The organism is uncultured Rothia sp., assembly GCF_963507905.1.
In the GTDB taxonomy this organism is placed as follows: Bacteria; Actinomycetota; Actinomycetes; order Actinomycetales; family Micrococcaceae; genus Rothia.
In genome coordinates, this window is record NZ_CAUOUU010000005.1 from 102,217 (window position 1) to 121,845 (window position 19,629).

Consider the following 19,629-nt stretch of genomic DNA (forward strand, 5'->3'; position numbering starts at 1 on the left):
GCGGGCAAGGCGAGTACACTGGATAGGATATGTCTGAGCAGAAATCCACGAAGAAACACGCAGATACTTCTAAGGCCCCCCGCACCGCCCCCACCATGGCGAGCATGGCAGCCGCAATCCACGCGGCAAAGGTACGATCCTCCGAAAAAACCGGTGCAAAAACCGGCGAAAAGACCGCAGATAAAACTACCGAGAACAACGCGGTAAATAACGGCGCCCCGAAGAAGGGTACACAGAAGAACAGCGCCCAGAAGAATAGCGCAGACCGCAAGAACTCCTCCCGCGGCGCCTCCGAACGCAACTCCAACGCCTCCCGCTCTACCCGACACGGAGGCGGTAACAACCGCGCCCCTAAGCAGGGCAACCAGCAGGGTGGCAACCAAAGCAACCAGGGCAACCAGCAGAACCGCCCGGCACCGCGCCGCTACGAGCCGCTCATCCCCGAGGTCATCACCTACCCCGAAGAGCTGCCCGTCAGCGAACGCCGTGAAGACATCATGAACGCGATCCGCGACAACCAGGTCGTCATCATCGCGGGTGAAACCGGCTCCGGTAAAACCACCCAGATCCCCAAAATGTGCCTCGACCTGGGCCTGGGTGCTAAGGGCCTCATCGGCCACACCCAGCCGCGCCGACTCGCCGCACGCTCCGTCGCCGAACGCATCGCCGAAGAACTCGGACAGAAAATTGGCGAAACCGTCGGCTACCAGGTGCGATTCACCTCCGAAGTTGGCGAACACAGCGCCATCAAACTCATGACCGACGGCATTCTGCTCGCCGAAATTCAGAACGACAAGCTGCTGCGCCGCTACTCCACCCTCATCATTGACGAGGCGCACGAACGCAGCCTGAACATTGACTTCATCCTCGGCTACCTCAAGCGCATCCTGCCGCAGCGCCCGGATTTGAAGGTCATCATCACCTCCGCAACCATCGACCCGGAGCGTTTCGCGCGCCACTTCTCCCCCAGCTACGTGCCGGGCAAGGGCATCGTCGACGAAAACCTCAGCGCCGAAGAACGCGAAATCGCCGAAGCGATCCTGCCCGACGACGCGCCGCCCATCATTGAGGTGTCCGGCCGAACCTACCCCGTGGAAATCCGTTACCGCCCGCTCGACGAGGAAGACTACCTCAGCGACGACGAAATCGAGGACGACCACGACCCCACCGACGGCATCCTCGACGCCATCAAGGAGCTCTCCAAGGAAGCGCCCGGCGACATCCTCATCTTCTTCTCCGGTGAACGCGAAATCCGCGACGCCAAGGACGCTATCGAGGCGATGGTCGCCAAGTCGCCGCGCCTGAACTACGAAGTGCTGCCCCTGTACGCGCGCCTCTCGCTCGCCGAGCAGCACCGCGTGTTCTCCCCCGGAACCCGCCCGCGCATCGTGCTCGCCACGAACGTTGCCGAAACCTCGCTGACCGTGCCCGGCATCAAGTACGTCATCGACACCGGCACCGCCCGCATCTCCCGCTACTCGGCACGCACCAAGGTTCAGCGCCTGCCCATCGAACGCATCTCGCAGGCAAGCGCCAACCAGCGTTCCGGCCGATGCGGCCGCGTCAGCGACGGCATCGCAATCCGCCTCTACTCCGAAGAAGACTTCAACTCACGCCCCGAGTTCACCGACCCCGAAATTCTGCGCACCAACCTCGCAGCCGTCATCCTGCAGATGATCGCAATCGGCGTGGTCCGCGAACCCGGCGACATCTCCCGCTTCCCGTTCGTGCAGCCGCCCGCATCCCGCGCCATCAACGACGGCGTGAACCTGCTGCGCGAACTCGGCGCGCTCACCGAACGCCCCCGCAGCCCCCGCAAGGGCCGCGGCAACAGCGCAACCCTCACCGCCATCGGCCGAGCCATGGCGGCATTCCCCGTGGACCCGCGCCTCGCCCGCATGATCATCGAAGGCGGCCGTCGCAACTGCGCCAAGGAAATGATGGTGCTCGCCGCCGCCCTGACCATCCAGGACCCGCGCGAACGCCCCGCCGACGTGCGCGCCGAAGCAGACGCCATGCACGCCCGCTTCGTCGACGACACCTCCGACTTCTCCTCCTTCCTGCGACTCTGGGACTACATCAACGAGCAGCAGGCGGCGCTGTCCTCCTCGCAGCTGCGCAAAATGTGCCACCGCGAATACATCAACTACCTGCGCATCCGCGAATGGCAGGACCTCTTCGCCCAGCTACGCGAAATGGGACGCACCGCCAACATTCACGCCAGCGGCGGCAGGGACATCAACGCCTCCGCCCACGAAATCGACATCCACAAGAGCCTGCTCTCCGGCCTGCTCTCGCACGTGGGCGTCAAGGAAGAACGCGAAAAGGACTCCAAGGGACGCAACCGCGGCCCCCGCGAATACCTCGGCGCACGCGGCACCAAATTCGCGATCTTCCCCGGCTCCGGCCTGTTCAAAAAGAGCCCCGACTGGGTGCTCTCCGCCGAACTCGTCGAAACCTCCCGCCTGTGGGCGCGCACCAACGCCTCCATCGACCCGCAGTGGATCGAAGAAATCGGCAAGCACCTCATCAGCGTGCAATACTCCGAACCGCACTGGTCGCTCAGCTCCGGCGCGGCAGTCGCCTACGCCAAGGGCACCCTCTTCGGCCTGACCATCTACGCCGACCGCCCCGTGCAATACGCCCGCGTAGACGCCGCCGCAGCCCGCGAACTGTTCATCCAGTCCGCCCTCGTCGAAGGCCAATGGCACACCCAGCACAAGTTCTACCTGCGCAACCAGCGCGCCCTCGCCGAAGTCGAAGAACTCGAAGCACGCCTACGCCGCCGCGACCTGCGCGTAGACGACTCCGTACTCTTCGCCTTCTACGACGCACGCATCCCCGCCCACGTGACGGATGTGCGCGCCTTCGACAAGTGGTGGAAGCAGGCACGTCTCGAAGACGACAACTTCCTGGACTTCAACCCCGAAAAGCTCATCAACGAGGAAGCCGCCGACTACGACGACTCCCAGTTCCCGCGCCAGTGGGTGCAGCGCACCGACAGCGGCGAACTGACCCTCGACCTGCGCTACGAATACGCCCCCACCGCCGGCATCGGAGGCGCCCGCACCGACGCCGCCAAGCGCGACGGCGTAGCAGTCCAGGTACCCATCCTGTTCCTCAACCAGCTGAGCCCCGAACCGTTCCGCTGGCAGATCCCCGGCCTGCGCCACGAACTCGTCACCGCACTCATCAAATCGCTCCCCAAGGCGATTCGACGCAACTTCGTGCCCGCACCCGACGTAGCACGCGCCGCCTGCGCCGCCCTGGAAGAGGACTACTCCCCCGCCACCGACGAACTCATCCCCTCCCTGGCACTCGTACTACGCCGCCTGCGCGGCGTCGTTGTCGAGCCCGAAGCCTTCAACTGGGACGCCGTGCCCGAACACCTGAAAATGGGATTCCAGGTGCGCAACGCACGCAACAAAATCCTGGGCGAAGGCAAGGACCTGCGCGCCCTGCAGCAGCAGCTCCACAAGGAGATTCGCAGCGCCCTCGCCGACTCGCTCGGCGCATCCGACGACACCATGGCAAAAATGGTGGCGCTCGCCCAGGGCGGATCAGGCAACTCAGGCGGCTCTGGCAACGCGAGTGGCCCCGCGGCTTCTGCTAAGAAGGGCGCGAAGAGCCCGGCGAAGGGCGCCCAGGCCGAGGCGGGTGCATCCGGCGGAGTACGCGAGGTCACCGGCCTCACTGCCTTCCCCGCCGACCTCTTCCCCAACGGAGAAATCCCCCGCAAGGTACAGCGTGTCATCGCGACCCAGGCGGTTAACGGCTACCCCGCTCTCGTGGACGAAGGCTCTAGCGTGGGTCTGCGCATCTTCCCCACCGAAGCAGAGCAGCTGCACGCGCAGCGTCGCGGCATCATCCGTCTGCTCCAGCTGCAGGTACCCTCGCCCGTACGCTACGTGAGCGAACACCTCTCCCACAAGGAGAAAATCGTCTTCACGCAGAACCCGCACGGCTCCATCGACGAGCTCATTCGCGACTGCACCGTCGCGGCGCTCGACCACCTCGTGCCGCACACCCCCATCTTCACGTACGCCGAATACAGCGAACTCTACGAGCACGTGCGCGCCGAACTCATCGAGACGGTCTTTGACGTGACCAAGCTCGTCGCCGAAATCCTCTCCGAAGCCACCGCGCTGAAGAAGGCTATCAAGAAGGCCACCTCGCTGACGACCATGCACGCCGTCTCCGACGTGAAGGCACAGATGGAGAACCTCGTCTACCCCGGGTTCGTGGCGCAGACCGGCTACGACCAGCTGGTTCACATCCCGCGCTACCTCAAGGCAGCCCAGGTGCGCCTGACGAAGCTCGGCCCGAACCTGCACCGCGACAACCAGCTCATGCTCACCGTGCAGGATCTTGAGGATTCCTACGATAACGCGGTCAAGTCGCTCCCTGCAGGCACCATCGTTCCGGATGCGCTCCGCCGCGTGAACTGGATGATTGAGGAGCTGCGCGTCAGCTTCTTCGCCCAGGAGCTTGGTACCGCCTACACGGTGTCTGAGAAGCGCATTGCGAAGGCTCAGCGTGAGGCGCTGGACGCTATCAAGCGCTAGCTTGTGAGGTTGTGCGGACGGCGGTGTTCGTCCTCGCTCCTACAGGGGCACCCGCCCTCGCAGAGCTCGGGCACCCTGATGTCGCTACGGACGACACCGCCTTCCCGCGCTAGGTTCCCGTCTCGGCTTGTGCTGTGAACGGCAAAGAGCCCCACACGATTACCTCGTGTGGGGCTCTTTCGTATCTGTGGTTTTTCAGTGCCCGGTTGGGTCGGCAAGCTATGCACTTCCTCCGCTCCTGCAGGGGAACCCGCCGCACCCGGACGCTCCGCTCTTCCTTGCTTCGCTGCGGAGAGCGCCCGGGGCGGCACCCTGATGTCGCTTCCGGAAGGCATAGCCGCCTCCACCCGCGAATTGGCAAGAGCGACCAAGACAGGTTAGGCTGCCGCCTCGCAGAAGGTCACCGTCACGGAGCCGTTACCGCGGTCGTGCATCCACTGCGGCGCGTTCTCGGCCGAGGCGATGGAGCCGTCGCTCACCGACGGGGCGAGGTACGAGCCGCCCGCGCCACCGGCGCCGCCCTGCATCGTGTAGCCCAGGCCCTGACGTACGCCGGTCGGGCTGTTCAGCCACTTCTGGGTCAGCACAATCGAGGAGACGGACTGGGCCGCTCCGGAACCGCCACCGCCGTAGCCCGCGCCGCCGCCGCCGGACACCACGGACTGGTAGCCGTTGAAGTTCTGCGCATATGCGCCCTCGTCGTTGTAGACGTCCAGGTCCCAGCTGCGGTCCTCGTAGGTGCCCTTCTCGTGCACGCTGGCGGGGTTCTCGTCGAGCTGGTAGGAGTACGCGCCCGCGCCGTCGCCACCGTTGCCCGCGAAGCCGCTCGTGCCCGCGTTACCTGCGACGAACTGGCTGAACAGCACCTGGTTGTTGGTGCTTTCAAAGCCGATGACGGGGCCGCTAACCGGCAGGGTGCCCGCCGCGCCGCCTGCACCGCCCACGCCCGCCGCGCCGCCGAAACCGGAGTTGTAGCTCAGGACCTTGGAACGTTCAGCCTTGTAGATTTCGTAGCCGGGGGTGCCGTTGGAGCCCGCCGCAGCGGAGGCGCTACCCGCCGCGCCGAACTGCGGGGATGCGTCCGAGCCGAGGGCCGCCACGCCGGCATCGATCTGGCCGTCGAGGTTGGAGTACCAGGGGTCCGCGTAGGACACGCCGGAGCTGGTCATACCCGCGCCGCCACCGCCGCCTGCTACAGCTACAACAACGCCATCGATGAGCAGTGCTGAGGAGCCGCCGCCGGATGCGGCGTAGACCTGGCTCTTGGAGTTCGCCGGATTAGCGTACTTGGCGTCCACCTGCGCGGTGACGCTGGCGGGGATGGTGTAGGCGGGCACGGAGCCGCCGTTGCCGTAGCCTTCACCGCCGGCCGTGGGGGTAAGGGAGCCGTCACCGATACCGCCCGCGGCGGCCACGATTTGCACGGTGGATCCGGGGGTAACCGCAACAACGCCGGTGACCTTCGCGCCGGAGCCGGCGGGGGTCATGCGGTTGTTGGTGCCGCCCGCGCCGCCGACCAGTTCGAAGCGGAGCTTGTAGACGTTGTTGGGGACGGTGAATGTCTTGACGGTCTTGGCGCCCTCGTCGGTGCCGGAGATGCTGTAGGCAGGGCTGGCCGCCAGGGTACAGTCTGCGGCGACGGATGCTGCGTAGGAGGGGATGGTTGCCGATGCCGCGACGACCGGTGCCGCCCAGGCTACGCCCGCGACAAGCTTGCGGCGGGTCAGGGATGAAGACATGGTATGCCCTTTAGGATGAGGAAAATATTAGGTGGTGTGCGGCGCGACGGTATCTGAATCCATGCAAGCCTCGAATTGCTTGCTGCGGAAAGAAATTCGGCGCCGCTCAAAAGAATACCCTTAACTTCAGCCTTAACATAAATCCCTGGCTTGAGCACGGTATGGGAGCTCTTGGCTGCCTCGCGCCACTTCCTTCCTTCGCTCCTGCAGGGGAACCCGCCGCACCCGGACGCTCCGCTCTTCCTTGCTTCGCTGCGGAGAGCGCCCGGGGTGGCACCCTGATGTCGCTTTCAGAAGGTGCGGCTTTATGCGAGCCGCAGGTTCCGTCCGCGCACGCAACGCCAGCAGAGGGTCTGCAAGTTCTCGGACTCGTTGTTGCCGCCTTCGGAGAGCGGCACCTTGTGGACGACCTCTAGGATGAGGATTCGTTCACGCATGATGGAGTTGCTGCATCCGGGGTTTTGGCAGGTGTAGTTGTCGCGTTCTTTGATGCGTTGGCGTAGCTGCGCGGTCAGGAGGGTGCGTTCGCCGCCTTCGGGCCATGCCCAGCGTATTTTGCGTTCGAGGGTTTCGGAAAGCGCGTCGAGGGTTGGGGTGTCGAGGGTGACGGTGACAGCGCGGTTTTCTTTGCCTCCGATCGAGGTGTATTCGAAGCGGTAGACGGGGTACGGCACGGTCAGCCCCACGTGGCAGACGTTGAGTTTGTTCCAGAACTCGTCGGCGTAGTTCTTGGTGATAAATTGGGGCGGGCTGATATGTGCAATCATGTCCTCTTCGCGGCGTCGCACGTTGTCGATTGCGGTTTCGAGGCGCGCGATATCGTCGGAGAGGCGCTGTACGTCTTTGAGGGTTTGCAGGTCGGCTTCGATGTGGAAGTATTTGGTGAGGCTGCCGATGGGGTCCCGTTCGGCTTCGAGAACGACCTGTTGGGAGGAGTTATAGACGTGCGGGTGGCGTTCTTCGGGTTTCTTCCGCAGTAGCGTCTGCCAGGTTTTGGGTTGTTGAACTTCGACGGTGGCGAGGTGGCCATACATGCCGTTGGTGGAGGTGCCGAGTTCGAAGATTCCGTGGGTGTAGATGTCGTGCACGTAGCTGGCGACTTCGTTGTATTCGCTGGCGAGTGTGGCGGTGCGTTGCCGGTGCGTCTGGAATTCGGGGGATGCGAAGTACCGGTTTTTGCGGATGGTCAGGATGATGCCCACGATGAGCACGATGATGGCGGCGCCGAGGATGACGTACCAGAGGGAGAAGGCGAGGCATACGGCGAAGAAGATGCCGAGCCCTTTGAGGAATTTCATGGGTGTTCCTTTGTGATACGGCGGTGTATCTGTGAGTGATAGATTTCCTCCATTAGGGTATCGGAGGTATTCGCGGCGTGCAAAGCGTTTGGTCACGTTGGAGGTGTATAGGCTTCCGCACCGCTCCCTTCCTGCGCTCCTGCAGGGGAACCCGCCGCACCCGGACGCTCCGCTCTTCCTTGCTTCGCTGCGGAGAGCGCCCGTGCGGGCACCCTGATGTCGCTTCCGGAAGGTGCGGCGCTGAGCCGCAATTTCAACCCACCTATTTGGCGGAGCCAGCAAAAGATTGAGAGGGCGACAGCCCCTCCCCCTTAAGTTCGTTATGCCGGTATCGCGCGCACAAGCCCTGCGCTTACTGAACCGGGGTCGAGTGTTTTACCTACGGGGCAGAGGGATGGTGTCCTCCGCAGTGACATCAGGGTGCCCGAAGCGAAGCGAGGGCGGGTCCCCTGTAGGAACAAGGAGGGCACCTTCCCTCCACAAACCAAGAAAATAAAAATTTAAACACAAAACCCCTTAGCCGTAAAGCTAAGGGGTTTTCCTTTGTGCGCGATACTGGGATCGAACCAGTGACCTCTTCCGTGTCAGGGAAGCGCGCTACCGCTGCGCCAATCGCGCTCACAAAACAGTTGTTTTGTTGCGAGGTGAGGACGGGATTCGAACCCGCGTACACGGCTTTGCAGGCCGCTGCCTAACCACTCGACCACCTCACCGCATACGCTCCACAAGGGAACGCGTTCGAACTCTTGGAGTCCTTACGAGCGGTTGACGAGACTTGAACTCGCGACATCCACCTTGGCAAGGTGGTGCTCTACCAACTGAGCTACAACCGCATATCAGCGTATTCAATTTGAATCATTCCGTTGGAGTTTTTCGCTCCGTCGTGCTGACAGGTAAATACTATACGGGGTTTTTGAGTGTTTGCCAAATCCTTTGCAGAACACCTTGTGTTCCGCGTGTTTCCGGGGCAGAACGGGGTATTTGGGCTCGTTTTTGAGATGCACGAGCAAAATTTATTTTCATGGTGCCGGTCACATTTTTGGGGTTTTGGGGTGGTTACTGTTCCCGTGAGGGCAGCGGCGGGCACACGATGTCCTCCACGATGTCTGCAGAACGTCCGCAAAATTTTTCGCAAGGACACGAAAAGGAGGGGTGGGGAACCTGGTTCCCCGCCCCTCCCCTATGAAATCCGCATCAGAAATCCGCACTGGCAAAAACGCCAGGCTCATATTTTTCTGGAATCTTTCTAGAGTTCTTCGAAGAAGAGGCGTTCGTAGACCTTGCGGGCGTTGCGGGTTTGGCGCAGGTAGTCCTCTTCGAGGGCGCGTGCGCTGCCGGCGGGGTATCCGCACCAGCGGGCGATTGCTTCCAAGTCGGCGCGTCCCGAGGGTAGGGTGTCGGATTGGCGCACGCCGCGCAGTACGTTGCCGCCGCGGATCTTCGTGGCGAGTAGCCAGGCGCCACTGAGGATTTCAGCGTCCGCAGCTTCGACCAGCCCCGCCTCAACCGCGGCGTTTAGCGCCTTCAGGGTGGAGGTGGTGCGCAGCCCGGGCACGGCGTGCGCGTGGCGTAGCTGTACGAGCTGGACTAGCCATTCCACGTCGGAGAGGCCGCCGCGGCCGAGCTTGAGCTGGCGGGTGCGGTCGGCACCGTGCGGCATGCGTTCGTTTTCAACGCGCGCCTTCATGCGGCGAATCTGCTGCACCTGTTCGGGCGTGAAAGTTGCCGGGTAGCGGTACGGGTCGATGAGCTCCCCGAAAGCCTCGCCGAGCGCCTCGTCGCCGGCGATGGGGCGAGCGCGTGTGAGCGCTTGGAACTCCCAGGTTTCCGCCCAGCGTTCGTAGTAGGAGCGGTAGGAGTCCAGCGAGCGCACGATAGCGCCCTGCTTGCCTTCGGGGCGCAGGTCGGCGTCCACTTCGAGGGGCCGTTCGGCGCGAATGGCGGGTTTGACGGGCTGTTTGAGGAGCGCCAGGGTGCGGTTGACGATGCGTGCCGCCTGTTCCTGTGCGGCGTCTTCGTCGGCCCCGTCGAGGGGTTCGTGGACGAACATGACGTCCGCGTCGGAGCCGAAGCCGTTCTCGGCGCCGCCGAGGCGGCCCATGCCGATGACGGCGATGCGGGTGAGCAGCTTCTCCCCCGCTACCGCCTCAGCTTCGGCGGGCTCGGCTACTTCGGCGGGTTCAGCGCCTTCCGGTGCCGCTTGGAGTTCACGCAGGGCAATCTGCAGCGCCGCACCGATCGTGCACTCGTCGATGGCGGCAAGACCGGCGCAGGTGTCCTCAATGTCGACGATGCCCAGGGTCCAGCCCATGGCGGTGCGCAGGGTTTCGCGGCGGCGCAGGTAGCGCACGGCACGCATCGCCTCGGCGGCGTCCGCGTGGCGTACCAGCAGGGAGGAAATCTCGGAAGCGAGCGCTTCTTCCCCCAGCGGTTTGAGGTCGGCGACCTTGTCCAGCCAGGCGATGGAGGCGGATGCGTCCTCGAGCAGGTCGGTCATGGGGCGCGAGCTGGAGAGTAGCTGGCTGAGGCGTTCTGCGGCTGCGGGTGAGTCGCGGAGCATGCGCAGGTACCAGCTGGTGCTGCCGAGCGATTCGGAGACGATGCGGAATCCAAGCAGGCCGGCGTCCGCATCCACGCCGCGGGCGAACCAGCCCAGCAGCACGGGCATGAGGTGCCGCTGAATGTCTGCACTGCGGGAAAGTCCCGTGGTGAGTGCCTTGATGTGGCGCATGGCACCGCGCGGATCGCGGTAGCCGAGGGCTGCAAGACGGTCCTGTGCCGCCTGTTCGCTGAGCACCACTTCGTCGCGGCTGAGCGTGGAGACGGCAGCGAGCAGCGGGCGGAAGAAAATCCGCTCATGCAGTGAACGGACGTTCCGTTTAATTTTCTGCCATGCCTTGAGCATCTGCTTGGCGGAGAGCGTGCCGTTGCGTTCCGGGGACAGGATCGAGCGGGCGAGGGCGCGCTGTTCGGCATCCTTCTCGGGCATCAGGTGGGTGCGGCGCAGCTGCTGCAGCTGGATGCGGTGCTCGAGCACGCGCAGCTTCTTGTAGTCGCGGCTGAACGCTTCGGCGTCGGTACGACTAATGTAGCTGACGGCGGTCAGCGCCGCCAGGGAGTCCACGGTGGATTTGGTGTGCACTGCAGGGTCGGTTCGACCGTGCACGAGCTGCAGCAGCTGCACGGTGAACTCAATATCGCGCAGGCCACCCGGGCCCAGCTTAATCTGGCGGTCCACCTGGTTCGAGGGAATATTGTCGGTCACTCGGGCGCGCATCGCCTGCACGGATTCCACAAAGGATTCACGGGCGGCGGACTCCCACACGAAGGGGTCAATGGCGCGGGCGTAGCGGGCACCCAGCTGCGCCGAACCGGCGATGGGGCGCGCCTTGAGCAGCGCCTGGAACTCCCAGTTTTCTGCCCAGCGCTTGTAGTACTGAACGTAGGATTCGACGGTGCGCACGAGCGGGCCGTCCTTACCCTCGGGGCGCAGGTTCGCGTCAACCTCCCAGAGAGCGGGTTCGGGTGCGGGGCCCATAATGGCGCGGGTGAGGGCGTGCACGAGTTCCGTGCCGATGGTGGAACATTCGTTCTCGGTGAGCTTGAGCGGGGTGGTCTCCCCCTCTGCCCCGGTGCTGGGCGCGGGTTCGACCGGCGCGACCACGTACACCACGTCAACGTCAGAGATGTAGTTCAGCTCGCGGGCACCGCACTTACCCATGCCGATAATCGCCAAGTCCAGGGCGTCTACAGCCTCGCCGCGGCGAGGGGCCGCCAGGCCGGGGCCCAGCCCCTCCGCAACTTCGGTGCGGGCAATGGCGAGCGCACCCTCCAGCGCGGCGGCAGCCAAATCGGCGAGGTGACGACCGATAGTGGGCATCATTTCGACCGGGTCTTCGCAGCACACGTCGAGCAGGGCGATGCGCGCCAGGGCGGCGCGGTAGGCGACACGCAGGGTCACGTAGCCGTCCTTGCCGGTCTGCTCGGCGGCAGCGCGCGGACGCTCCGCGTGGGGGTCCGCGCCGAGGGCGGTGAGGATATCGCGGCGGTAGGGGGTGTCCAACGGTGCGATGGGGGTCAGGAATTCCCCGTCGGTCTCCGGCAGAATCGACGCCGGGTGCTGGGAGCGGATCAGCGCGCTCTCGGCGGGGTACACCTGCGTGTCGAAAAGCGGATCGATGAGCTCGGGGCGGCGGTAGAGGAAATCACCAATCGCCTGGGATGCACCGAGCAGTCGGTACATGCCGAATTCTTCCGTGCCTCGGTTGGCGCGCTCGGCGACTGCGGGGTGCTTCTCGATGAGGCGCACGAGGGCGGGTAGGGCAATGTCCGGTGAGGGTGCGAGGCGCAGCCCGGCAAAGAGCGCATCCTGCGAGACAGGCTGCAGTTCGGGCGCATTAAGCCAGCGTTCCGCCTTGGACGGGTCGTGAAAACCGGTGGCAATCATGCGGGTGTGCAGGCGCAGCTGTGCTTTGCGTTCGGCTTCGGCGCGCTGTTCGTCGTCGAGCGCATCGGGGGCGATGTCGGTCAGTGGCTTGGGTTCTTTGGCGGGGTCAACAATGCGGATGAGCCCGGTGGCCGGGTAGTGAGAGCTGTCAGTCATAGCGTGAGAACTGTGGGTAGAACCGTGGGGTGGAGAGTATAAATTTCGGCGGGATAAAAGCGATGCTGATACACCTGTGGGCGGTACCCGCCGGCGTGTTACCGGTTGCGGGTACCGCCCTGAGGCTGTCAACGGTCACTCATCATGCGAGGAGGCTAGAGAATCCAGCGATTAGAGGATTCCGAGGTTGTGCTTGAGCTCGTAGGGGGTCACCTGAGCCTGATACTGGTCCCAGTCGGCGCGCTTATTGCGCAGGAACTGCTCGAAGACCTGCTCGCCCAGAACCTCCGCCATGAACTCGGATTCCTCGGTGATGTTAATAGCTTCACGCAGGGATGCGGGTAGCGGGTTGTAGCCCATCGCGCGGCGTTCGGCGTTGGTCATGGCGGCGAGGTCCTCGGTCACGGCGGGCATGAGCGGGTACTCGTTTTCGATGCCCTTCAGACCGGCGGCAAGAATCACCGCGTAGGCAAGGTAGGGGTTCGATGCCGAGTCCAGGCCGCGGTACTCGATGCGGGCGGACTGCATCTTGTTGGGCTTGTACAGGGGCACGCGCACGAGTGCGGAGCGGTTGTTGTGGCCCCAGGAGACGTAGGAGGGCGCCTCGCCGCCGCCCCAGAGGCGCTTGTAGGAGTTGATGAACTGGTTGGTGACCGAGGTGAATTCGGGGGCGTGCTTGAGCACACCGGCGATGAAGTGGCGTGCGGTCTTGGACAGCTGGTATTCGGCGCCGGCTTCGAAGAATGCGTTGGTGTCGCCTTCGAAGAGGGAGAAGTGGGTGTGCATGCCGCTGCCGGCGTACTTGGTGAAGGGCTTGGGCATGAAGGTTGCGTACATGCCGAGCGAGTAAGCGACTTCCTTGATGACGGTGCGGAAGGTCATGACGTTGTCGGCGGTCTGCAGGGCGTCGGCGTGGCGCAGGTCGATTTCGTTCTGGCCGGGGCCGGTTTCGTGATGGCTGAATTCGACGGAGATACCGACCTCTTCGAGCATGGTCACTGCCTTGCGGCGGAAGTCCTGCACGATGCCGCCGGGGGTGTGGTCGAAGTAGGATTCGTGGTCCACGGGCACGGGGAATCCGTCAGCGCCGAGCTTGGAGGATTCGAGCAGGTAGAACTCAATTTCGGGCGAGGTGTAGCAGGTGAAGCCCATCTCCGCAGCCTTGTTGAGCACGCGCTTGAGCACACCGCGGGTGTCGGAGGCGCTGATCTCGCCGTCGGGGGTGAGCACGTCACAGAACATGCGGGAGGTGTAGTCTTCCTCGCCGCGCCAGGGCAGAATCTGGAAGGTGGAGGGGTCCGGCTGCAGCAGCATGTCGGATTCGTAGATGCGGGAGAAACCCTCAATCGAGGAGCCGTCAAAGCCCAAGCCCTCATCGAAGGCGCTTTCTACTTCAGCCGGTGCGAGCGCAACGGATTTGAGGGTGCCGACCACGTCGGTGAACCAGAGGCGGATGAAGCGGATGTCGCGCTCTTCGATGGTGCGCAGTACGAATTCCTGTTGGCGGTCCATGAGTTGCCCTCTCGGTGCGGGCGCGCATCCGCGTGGTACCCGTCTGTGGGTGGCGGAGGCGCGCTAAATTTGCTGCCGAGGCGCGGAAGACCCTGTTGCGAAAGGCCCTGCTGCGGAAGACCCTGCATGTCCCATGGGTTCTAGAAGATTCCAGGGGATTCCAGGGGATTCCAGGGGATTCCAGGGGGGGGGTTGCGGCGGGCGGCGTGCCAGCGGTGCTGGCGCCTCCTTGCCCCGGCGTGTGTCCTGTTGTTATCTAGCCTATCGGGTTCTGCTGTGTGGCGGGCGGGTGGGAGGTTTCGTTTGTGTAAATTCTCGCTTGTGTGCTCTCGATTGTGCGCCGCGGTAGCTCAGATTCTGGGCGGCTCCGGGGGGGGAGGGAGGGTGACCGCTCCCCCGCTTTCGCTACGGTCGGGTGGTTACTCCCTACCTGCGCATCCCTATCTGTGTCTGTCTATCTGTGCCTATCTATTTGTGCTCAGATAGTCCGGCATATGACGGTTCGCGGGGCGTGTTCGGGGTCGCCTTGCAATAATGGGGGTATGCTACATTCCATTCTTCTCTCGACTGTGCAGTTTCCGCTGGCGCAGCTTCCGTTGGCGACCAGCATTGTTGCCGCTGATCCTACCGGTTTAGAGTGGCTGCTGCTTATTGCGGCGCCGGTTGTTTTCTGTATTGTCTACCTGGCGTGCATTATGGCGATTGCGGCGTTTGGTCCGCTGGTCATGAGGAACAACAAGTCGGGCGGCGCGACCTACCTGCTGGACCGCCCCTCCCGCGTGGCGTTTAGGACTCGCACCGTGGCGCTCTTTGCTGTGGTGGGTGCGTTTGTGGAGCTTCTTTGGCTCGGTTATACGGGTCGTGTGGGGTCGATTGCGGTCATTCCGATTCTGCTCTTCACGTGGTCGTGGAAGTTCGCGTTCTTCTTCCTGCCGCTGCAGCTGATTCGTGCCTGGTATGTGCACGCAACGCGCGGCAAGTATGATTCTCTCTCCGCTGAGGGTGCTCAGCGCCGTGAGAAGCTGAACCGTAAGAGCGCCTACGAGGTGTCGAAGATGATGCAGCGTAACCCGCAGCAGTTCGCGATGAGCAAGGAGCTGCATACGCTGGCGCGCGGTCAGAAGATTGCGGGTGTGCGTCCATTCCAGAACCTTGACGAGGCGGGCAAGAAGCGCCGCACGAACTATACGGTGGAGCTGGCTGTGGCGCTCATGCAGGCGCGTGCCATGAACCCCGGCAAGCTTCCTTCGGAGGCGTTCGGTGAGAGCATCCTGGGTATGGGTGTTGGCATAACGTCTGATCGCGCGGTGGAGCAGACCTGGTTGACTCTGTGCACGGAGCGTGTCAACGCACCGGATGCGCCGAACTACCCGGATTCGCTGTACCCGGTTGCGGCTCGTTTTTCGCTGTTTACCACAATGTCACTGTTGCAGCCGGTGATGGGTCGCCCCTATTCGCCGTTTACTGCTAAGGATGCGCGCCGTTTTGTTCCACGTGATTTCTCGGCGGATACCGTGCTGTTGAAGACTGAGGAGCTGGGCAAGAAGGCTCTGGCGCAGAGCGCGATTTTCCGTCAGATTCATGAGCGTCTTCTGCCCTTGCATCAGCAACAGCCTCAGCTGGTGGATGGCCGCGCCCTGGCGTATTGCGGTGCCCTGCAGGCGACTGTGGCGAAGGCTGAGGCAGAAAGCCAGCGGTTGACGAGCCAGATTCTGGCGGCGGCGGCTTCTGAGCGCGGCATCCTGCCCTATGGTTTGTTCTCGCAGATCGCTGAGGATTATCAGTGTGTTCAGCGTCTGCTGAATCTGATGGTGAAGGCGACCGCCGACATTGAGCGTTTTATGAACGCGGTGGAGGCCCTGGTGCAGATGCATTCCGGCCCGGCTCAGCCCTCCGGTATCGCGTACGAGAAGGTGCAGATGGAGTACATCGCTGCTCTTCTGGACGTTATTGTCTTCTCTTCGCACGCCCCGCTTGCCGGTTCTATTCAGGCGTCGTACGCCCTGCTGAAGGCAGACTATGAGGCGTTTACGTTCAACACCACCGATGAGCTGAGCCGTAGCTATTGGCTGCAGTACGCGAAGAACGCGGTGAGCGCCTGCGATACGGGCCTGTCTCAGGGTTATGAGGGTTTCTTCGGCTCTGATGATGCGGCGAAGACAGCGTGGGAGTCCTACGCGGAGGACGTCGTGAAGGAAGTCTGCACCTACTCAATCATCCAGCTCTACTGGGATGCGCTGGTGCAGCAGGCGCTCATTCAGCGCGATTTGCCGCGTGAGTTTGAGGATGCTTCGTCCGCCATTCCGGAGCTGATGAATAAGAACGCCGCTGCGTCGTTCCCGACCTACTACATTAACCTCATCTGGAACTAGGGTCGGGTGAGCGATACGCCAGGTTGGTACCGTGCAGGGTTAGAATAGTCAGCATGACTACTGAGCGTTCTTCCGAGATCTCTTCGCCCTACGCGGCACAGCCTGCCGCTACCTCCGCGGCTGCTCCCGCTTCTGCTAACGCATCGAAGGCTTTTGACCTGGACACCGTCAAGAAGGTGCGTACCGTTCACCTGGCGCAGGCTAAGGCGACCGGGCAGAAATTCTCCATGCTGACCTGCTATGACGCCTTGACCGCGCAGATTTTTGATCGCGCGGGCATCGATATGCTGTTGGTGGGCGATTCCGCGGCGAATGTGGTGCTCGGTTACGAGTCGACCCTGACCATTACCCTGGATGAGATGATTCCGCTGGTTGCGGCGGTTTCTCGCGGTGCTTCCCGCGCCATGGTGGTTGCCGATTTGCCGTTTGGTTCGTATGAGCAGTCCCCGCAGCAGGCGGTGGCGAGCGCTGTTCGTCTGATGAAGGAGGGCGGCGCGCACGCGGTCAAGATTGAGGCGGATGCTTCGATGACCGAGTGGGTTCGTGCCCTGGTGCGTACCGGTATTCCGGTGGTGGCGCATGTTGGTTTCACCCCGCAGGCGGAGCATGCCCTGGGCGGTTTCCGTGTGCAGGGCCGCGGCGATGCGTCTGAGCGTGTTCGTGAGGATGCGGTGGCACTGGCTGAGGCTGGCGCGTTCTGCGTGCTCATGGAGATGGTAACCACCCAGGCCGCGCAGCTGGTGGATGAGGCAATCGGTGCTGTGCCGACTATCGGTATTGGTGCCTCGAATGTGACGACCGGTCAGGTGCTGGTGTGGCAGGACATGATGGGTGTTCGTTCCGGTCGCGTGCCGCGTTTTGTGAAGCAGTTTGCGCAGGTTGGCCAGGTCATGGAGGACGCTGCGCGTGCTTATCGTGAGCAGGTTCGTTCGGGTGAGTTCCCGGCGGCTGAGCACACCTTTGAGTAGGCTTTAGGCTGAGAAAAGGCTTATGCAGAAAGCCTGAGAAAAAAGCTTGATGAAGAAAGACCCCCGTACCCGGTGCTTCCGGGTGCGGGGGTCTTCTGTATCTCAAATTTTTGTGGCGTCGGTAGCCTTAAACAACGCCGGGAGCATTGAATCTTTAGCTCCAGTTGCTGTCCTTGTCCCAGGCTTCGTTGCGTTCGCGGGCGCGCTCCATGGCGTGTGCCGCCTCCTCGTAGGTTTTGAAGGGGCCCCACAGGGAGGTGACGGCGCTCTGCTGGCCGTGCTCAACCTCGCCGGTTTTGAGGTTGTACCAGTACTCATCGGGATGCGGGCTGGTGGCTTCGGTCGCCGAGTTCAGGGTCTTTTCGACCGCCGATTCGATGGCTTCGCTCAGGCGGTTTTTCTTCTCACTCATGGGTTCTCCTTCGATGGTGAGGGGTTGGTGTTTCTAGCTTCTCACGCGCAGGGGTTCGTGGCAATGTGGCAGGCGGGGCTTCTCACGGTCCTCCTCCCCTCCCGGTCTTCTGTCCCTGCCTTCCACCCCGCACACTTTTACCGCTCGCGTGCATGAAATTTTATTCACAATCTGGGAAAAAGGTACGGCTTATGTATCCGCCGCTTTTTAGCGCTCCCGCAAGGGACACAACCCGCCCGCGCCCGGTAAGATGAAACTATGTCTTCAACCAAAACGAATACTTCGCATAATCTTCCCGCAGAGCCCGGTCGCGCACCCGTCGGTTGTCTGACCCCCGGACGCGTCACTCCCATGCGCCCGGTCCCCTCGCACATTGTTCGCCCCGAGTACGTGGGTAAGCCCACCGCCAACGAGGGTAACGACTCGAACATGTACACCCCCGAGGAAGTTGAGCGGGTTCGCGCAGCCGGCAAGGTCGCGGCAGGCGCCATCGTTGAAGCATCCAAGATTTGCGTGCCCGGCACCACCACCGACGAGATTGACGTGCTGGTCCACGAGTACATTTGCGACCACGGCGCGTACCCCTCCACCGTGGATTACCGCGGCTACCCCAAGTCCGTGTGCACCTCCCTGAACGAGGTCATCTGCCACGGTATCCCGGACTCCACCGTGCTGGAGGACGGCGACATCCTCAACCTGGACGTCACCGCATACCTGGACGGCATGCACGGCGACACCAACAAGACCCTGCTCATCGGCAACGTGGACGAAGAGTCCCGCCTGCTGGTTGAGCGCACCGAGGAGTCCCTGAACCGTGCGATTAAGGCTGTGAAGCCGGGCCGCCAGATCAACGTGATTGGTCGCGTCATTGAGAAGTATGCGGCACGTTTCGGTTACGGTGTGGTTCGTGACTACACCGGTCACGGTGTGGGTCGTGAGTTCCACTCGGGCCTCATCATCCCCCACTACGATGCGGCGCCCGCCTACGACACCGAGATCCGTGAGGGCATGATTTTCACCATCGAGCCCATGCTGACCCTCGGCACCATCGAATGGGACCTGTGGGACGATGACTGGACCGTTGTCACCCGCGACCGTAAGCGCACCGCACAGTTCGAGCACACCCTCGTGGTGACCGCTGACGGCGCGGACATCCTCACCCTGCCCTAAAGCGCAGACCTCTGGGTTTCCTACCCTTGCAGGTACGAGCCCAGCACCTCACTTTTATATCAGTTCACCCACTAACAAACCCGCCCGCTCCCCCAGTTACACGGCAGTAGGCGGGGCGAAAGAGAGAAAACCATGAGCGATTACGCAGAACCCGGCGTCATCACCGAGCTGCCCGCACCCACCCCCAAGGACCTGCAGATTGGTGTGGACATTGGAGGCACCGGCATTAAGGGCGGCATCGTTGACCTGCGCACCGGTAACCTCGTGTCCGACCGCTTCCGCATCGACACCCCCAAGCCCGCAACCCCCGCCGCTGTGGCTGAGGTTGTACGCCGCGTAGTTGATGAGCTGCAGGGCCGCGACCTGGCACCGGACCCCGAGTCCGCTGTCGGCATCGACTTCCCCGCAGTGGTGAAGAACGGCATGGTCTTCTCCGCAGCGAACGTGGACGACTCCTGGATTAACACCGACCTGGAGCAGGTCATGAGCGAGGCGCTGGGCGGCCGCACCGTCTACGGCCTCAACGACGCTGACGCAGCCGGCCTGGCTGAGGCAACCTACGGTCAGGGCCGTAACCGTGACGGCCTGATCGCTGTCATCACCCTGGGCACCGGCATCGGCTCCGCCCTCATCAACGACGGTAAGCTGATCCCGAACACCGAGCTGGGTCACCTGGAGCTTGACGGCCACAACGCCGAGTCTCAGGCTTCCGCTCGTGCCCGCGAGGTGCACGAGCTGTCCTGGAAGAAGTACGGCAAGCGCCTGTACCGCTACTTCGAGCACGTCCAGATGCTCTTCTCCCCCGACCTGTTCATCATCGGCGGCGGCATCTCCAAGAACCCGGAGAAGTTCATGCCCTACTTTGAAGATCAGATTCGCACCCCCATGGTCATGGCTGCCCTGCGTAACAACGCGGGTATCGTCGGTGCGGCACTGTGGGCTGGCGGCATGCTGCCCGAGCGTCAGCGCCGCGGCGAAGCGTAAGAGCTG

General features: G+C 62.9%; 10 protein-coding genes and 3 tRNA genes. 5 read left to right on the forward strand and 8 right to left on the reverse strand.

Going from position 1 to position 19,629, the window contains the following annotated elements; translation table 11 throughout:
- Positions 1-29: 29 nt before the first annotated feature.
- Entirely contained in the window at positions 30-4,565 is a 4,536-nt protein-coding gene (gene hrpA / locus RQ593_RS04890) for an ATP-dependent RNA helicase HrpA (RefSeq protein ID WP_311449959.1), read from the forward strand.
- 377 nt (positions 4,566-4,942) lie between these two features.
- Here hrpA and RQ593_RS04895 read toward each other — a convergent pair whose 3' ends face one another.
- The 7 genes from RQ593_RS04895 to glnA all read right to left on the reverse strand — a co-directional run bounded on the left by RQ593_RS04895 (position 4,943) and on the right by glnA (position 13,717).
- Entirely contained in the window at positions 4,943-6,304 is a 1,362-nt protein-coding gene (locus RQ593_RS04895; RefSeq protein ID WP_311449960.1) for a hypothetical protein, read from the reverse strand.
- 305 nt (positions 6,305-6,609) lie between these two features.
- A complete protein-coding gene (locus RQ593_RS04900; RefSeq protein ID WP_311449961.1) occupies positions 6,610-7,602 on the reverse strand; it encodes an HNH endonuclease signature motif containing protein in 993 nt (330 codons plus the stop codon).
- Positions 7,603-8,148: 546 nt separating this feature from the next.
- A tRNA-Val gene (locus RQ593_RS04905) sits at positions 8,149-8,220 on the reverse strand.
- Between the two features lie 24 nt (positions 8,221-8,244).
- A tRNA-Cys gene (locus RQ593_RS04910) sits at positions 8,245-8,315 on the reverse strand.
- Between the two features lie 47 nt (positions 8,316-8,362).
- A tRNA-Gly gene (locus RQ593_RS04915) sits at positions 8,363-8,435 on the reverse strand.
- A gap of 413 nt (positions 8,436-8,848) precedes the next feature.
- Positions 8,849-12,205, reverse strand: coding sequence for a bifunctional [glutamine synthetase] adenylyltransferase/[glutamine synthetase]-adenylyl-L-tyrosine phosphorylase (locus RQ593_RS04920; RefSeq protein WP_311449962.1), 3,357 nt, complete (start codon positions 12,203-12,205; stop codon positions 8,849-8,851).
- A gap of 171 nt (positions 12,206-12,376) precedes the next feature.
- On the reverse strand, positions 12,377-13,717 hold the full coding sequence (gene glnA / locus RQ593_RS04925; RefSeq protein WP_049354867.1) for a type I glutamate--ammonia ligase: 1,341 nt from the start codon (positions 13,715-13,717) through the stop codon (positions 12,377-12,379).
- Between the two features lie 542 nt (positions 13,718-14,259).
- Between glnA and RQ593_RS04930 the strand changes: the two genes are divergently transcribed.
- Both RQ593_RS04930 and panB read left to right on the forward strand, forming a co-directional pair.
- On the forward strand, positions 14,260-16,089 hold the full coding sequence (locus RQ593_RS04930) for a geranylgeranyl pyrophosphate synthase (RefSeq protein WP_311449963.1): 1,830 nt from the start codon (positions 14,260-14,262) through the stop codon (positions 16,087-16,089).
- Between the two features lie 53 nt (positions 16,090-16,142).
- Positions 16,143-17,057 (forward strand): 3-methyl-2-oxobutanoate hydroxymethyltransferase, encoded by a 915-nt coding sequence (gene panB / locus RQ593_RS04935; RefSeq protein ID WP_311449964.1) that lies wholly within the window; start codon positions 16,143-16,145, stop codon positions 17,055-17,057.
- A gap of 154 nt (positions 17,058-17,211) precedes the next feature.
- On the opposite strand, the gene RQ593_RS04940 is transcribed toward panB, so the two are convergent.
- Positions 17,212-17,469 carry a hypothetical protein gene (locus RQ593_RS04940; protein ID WP_397545897.1) on the reverse strand — a complete coding sequence of 86 codons (258 nt, stop codon included), beginning with the start codon at positions 17,467-17,469 and terminating at the stop codon, positions 17,212-17,214.
- Between the two features lie 258 nt (positions 17,470-17,727).
- Between RQ593_RS04940 and map the strand changes: the two genes are divergently transcribed.
- Entirely contained in the window at positions 17,728-18,639 is a 912-nt protein-coding gene (gene map / locus RQ593_RS04945) for a type I methionyl aminopeptidase (protein WP_304193225.1), read from the forward strand.
- A 132-nt stretch (positions 18,640-18,771) separates the two neighbouring features.
- Positions 18,772-19,623 (forward strand): polyphosphate--glucose phosphotransferase, encoded by an 852-nt coding sequence (ppgK, locus tag RQ593_RS04950; RefSeq protein ID WP_311449965.1) that lies wholly within the window; start codon positions 18,772-18,774, stop codon positions 19,621-19,623.
- The last annotated feature ends 6 nt before the right edge of the window (positions 19,624-19,629 follow it).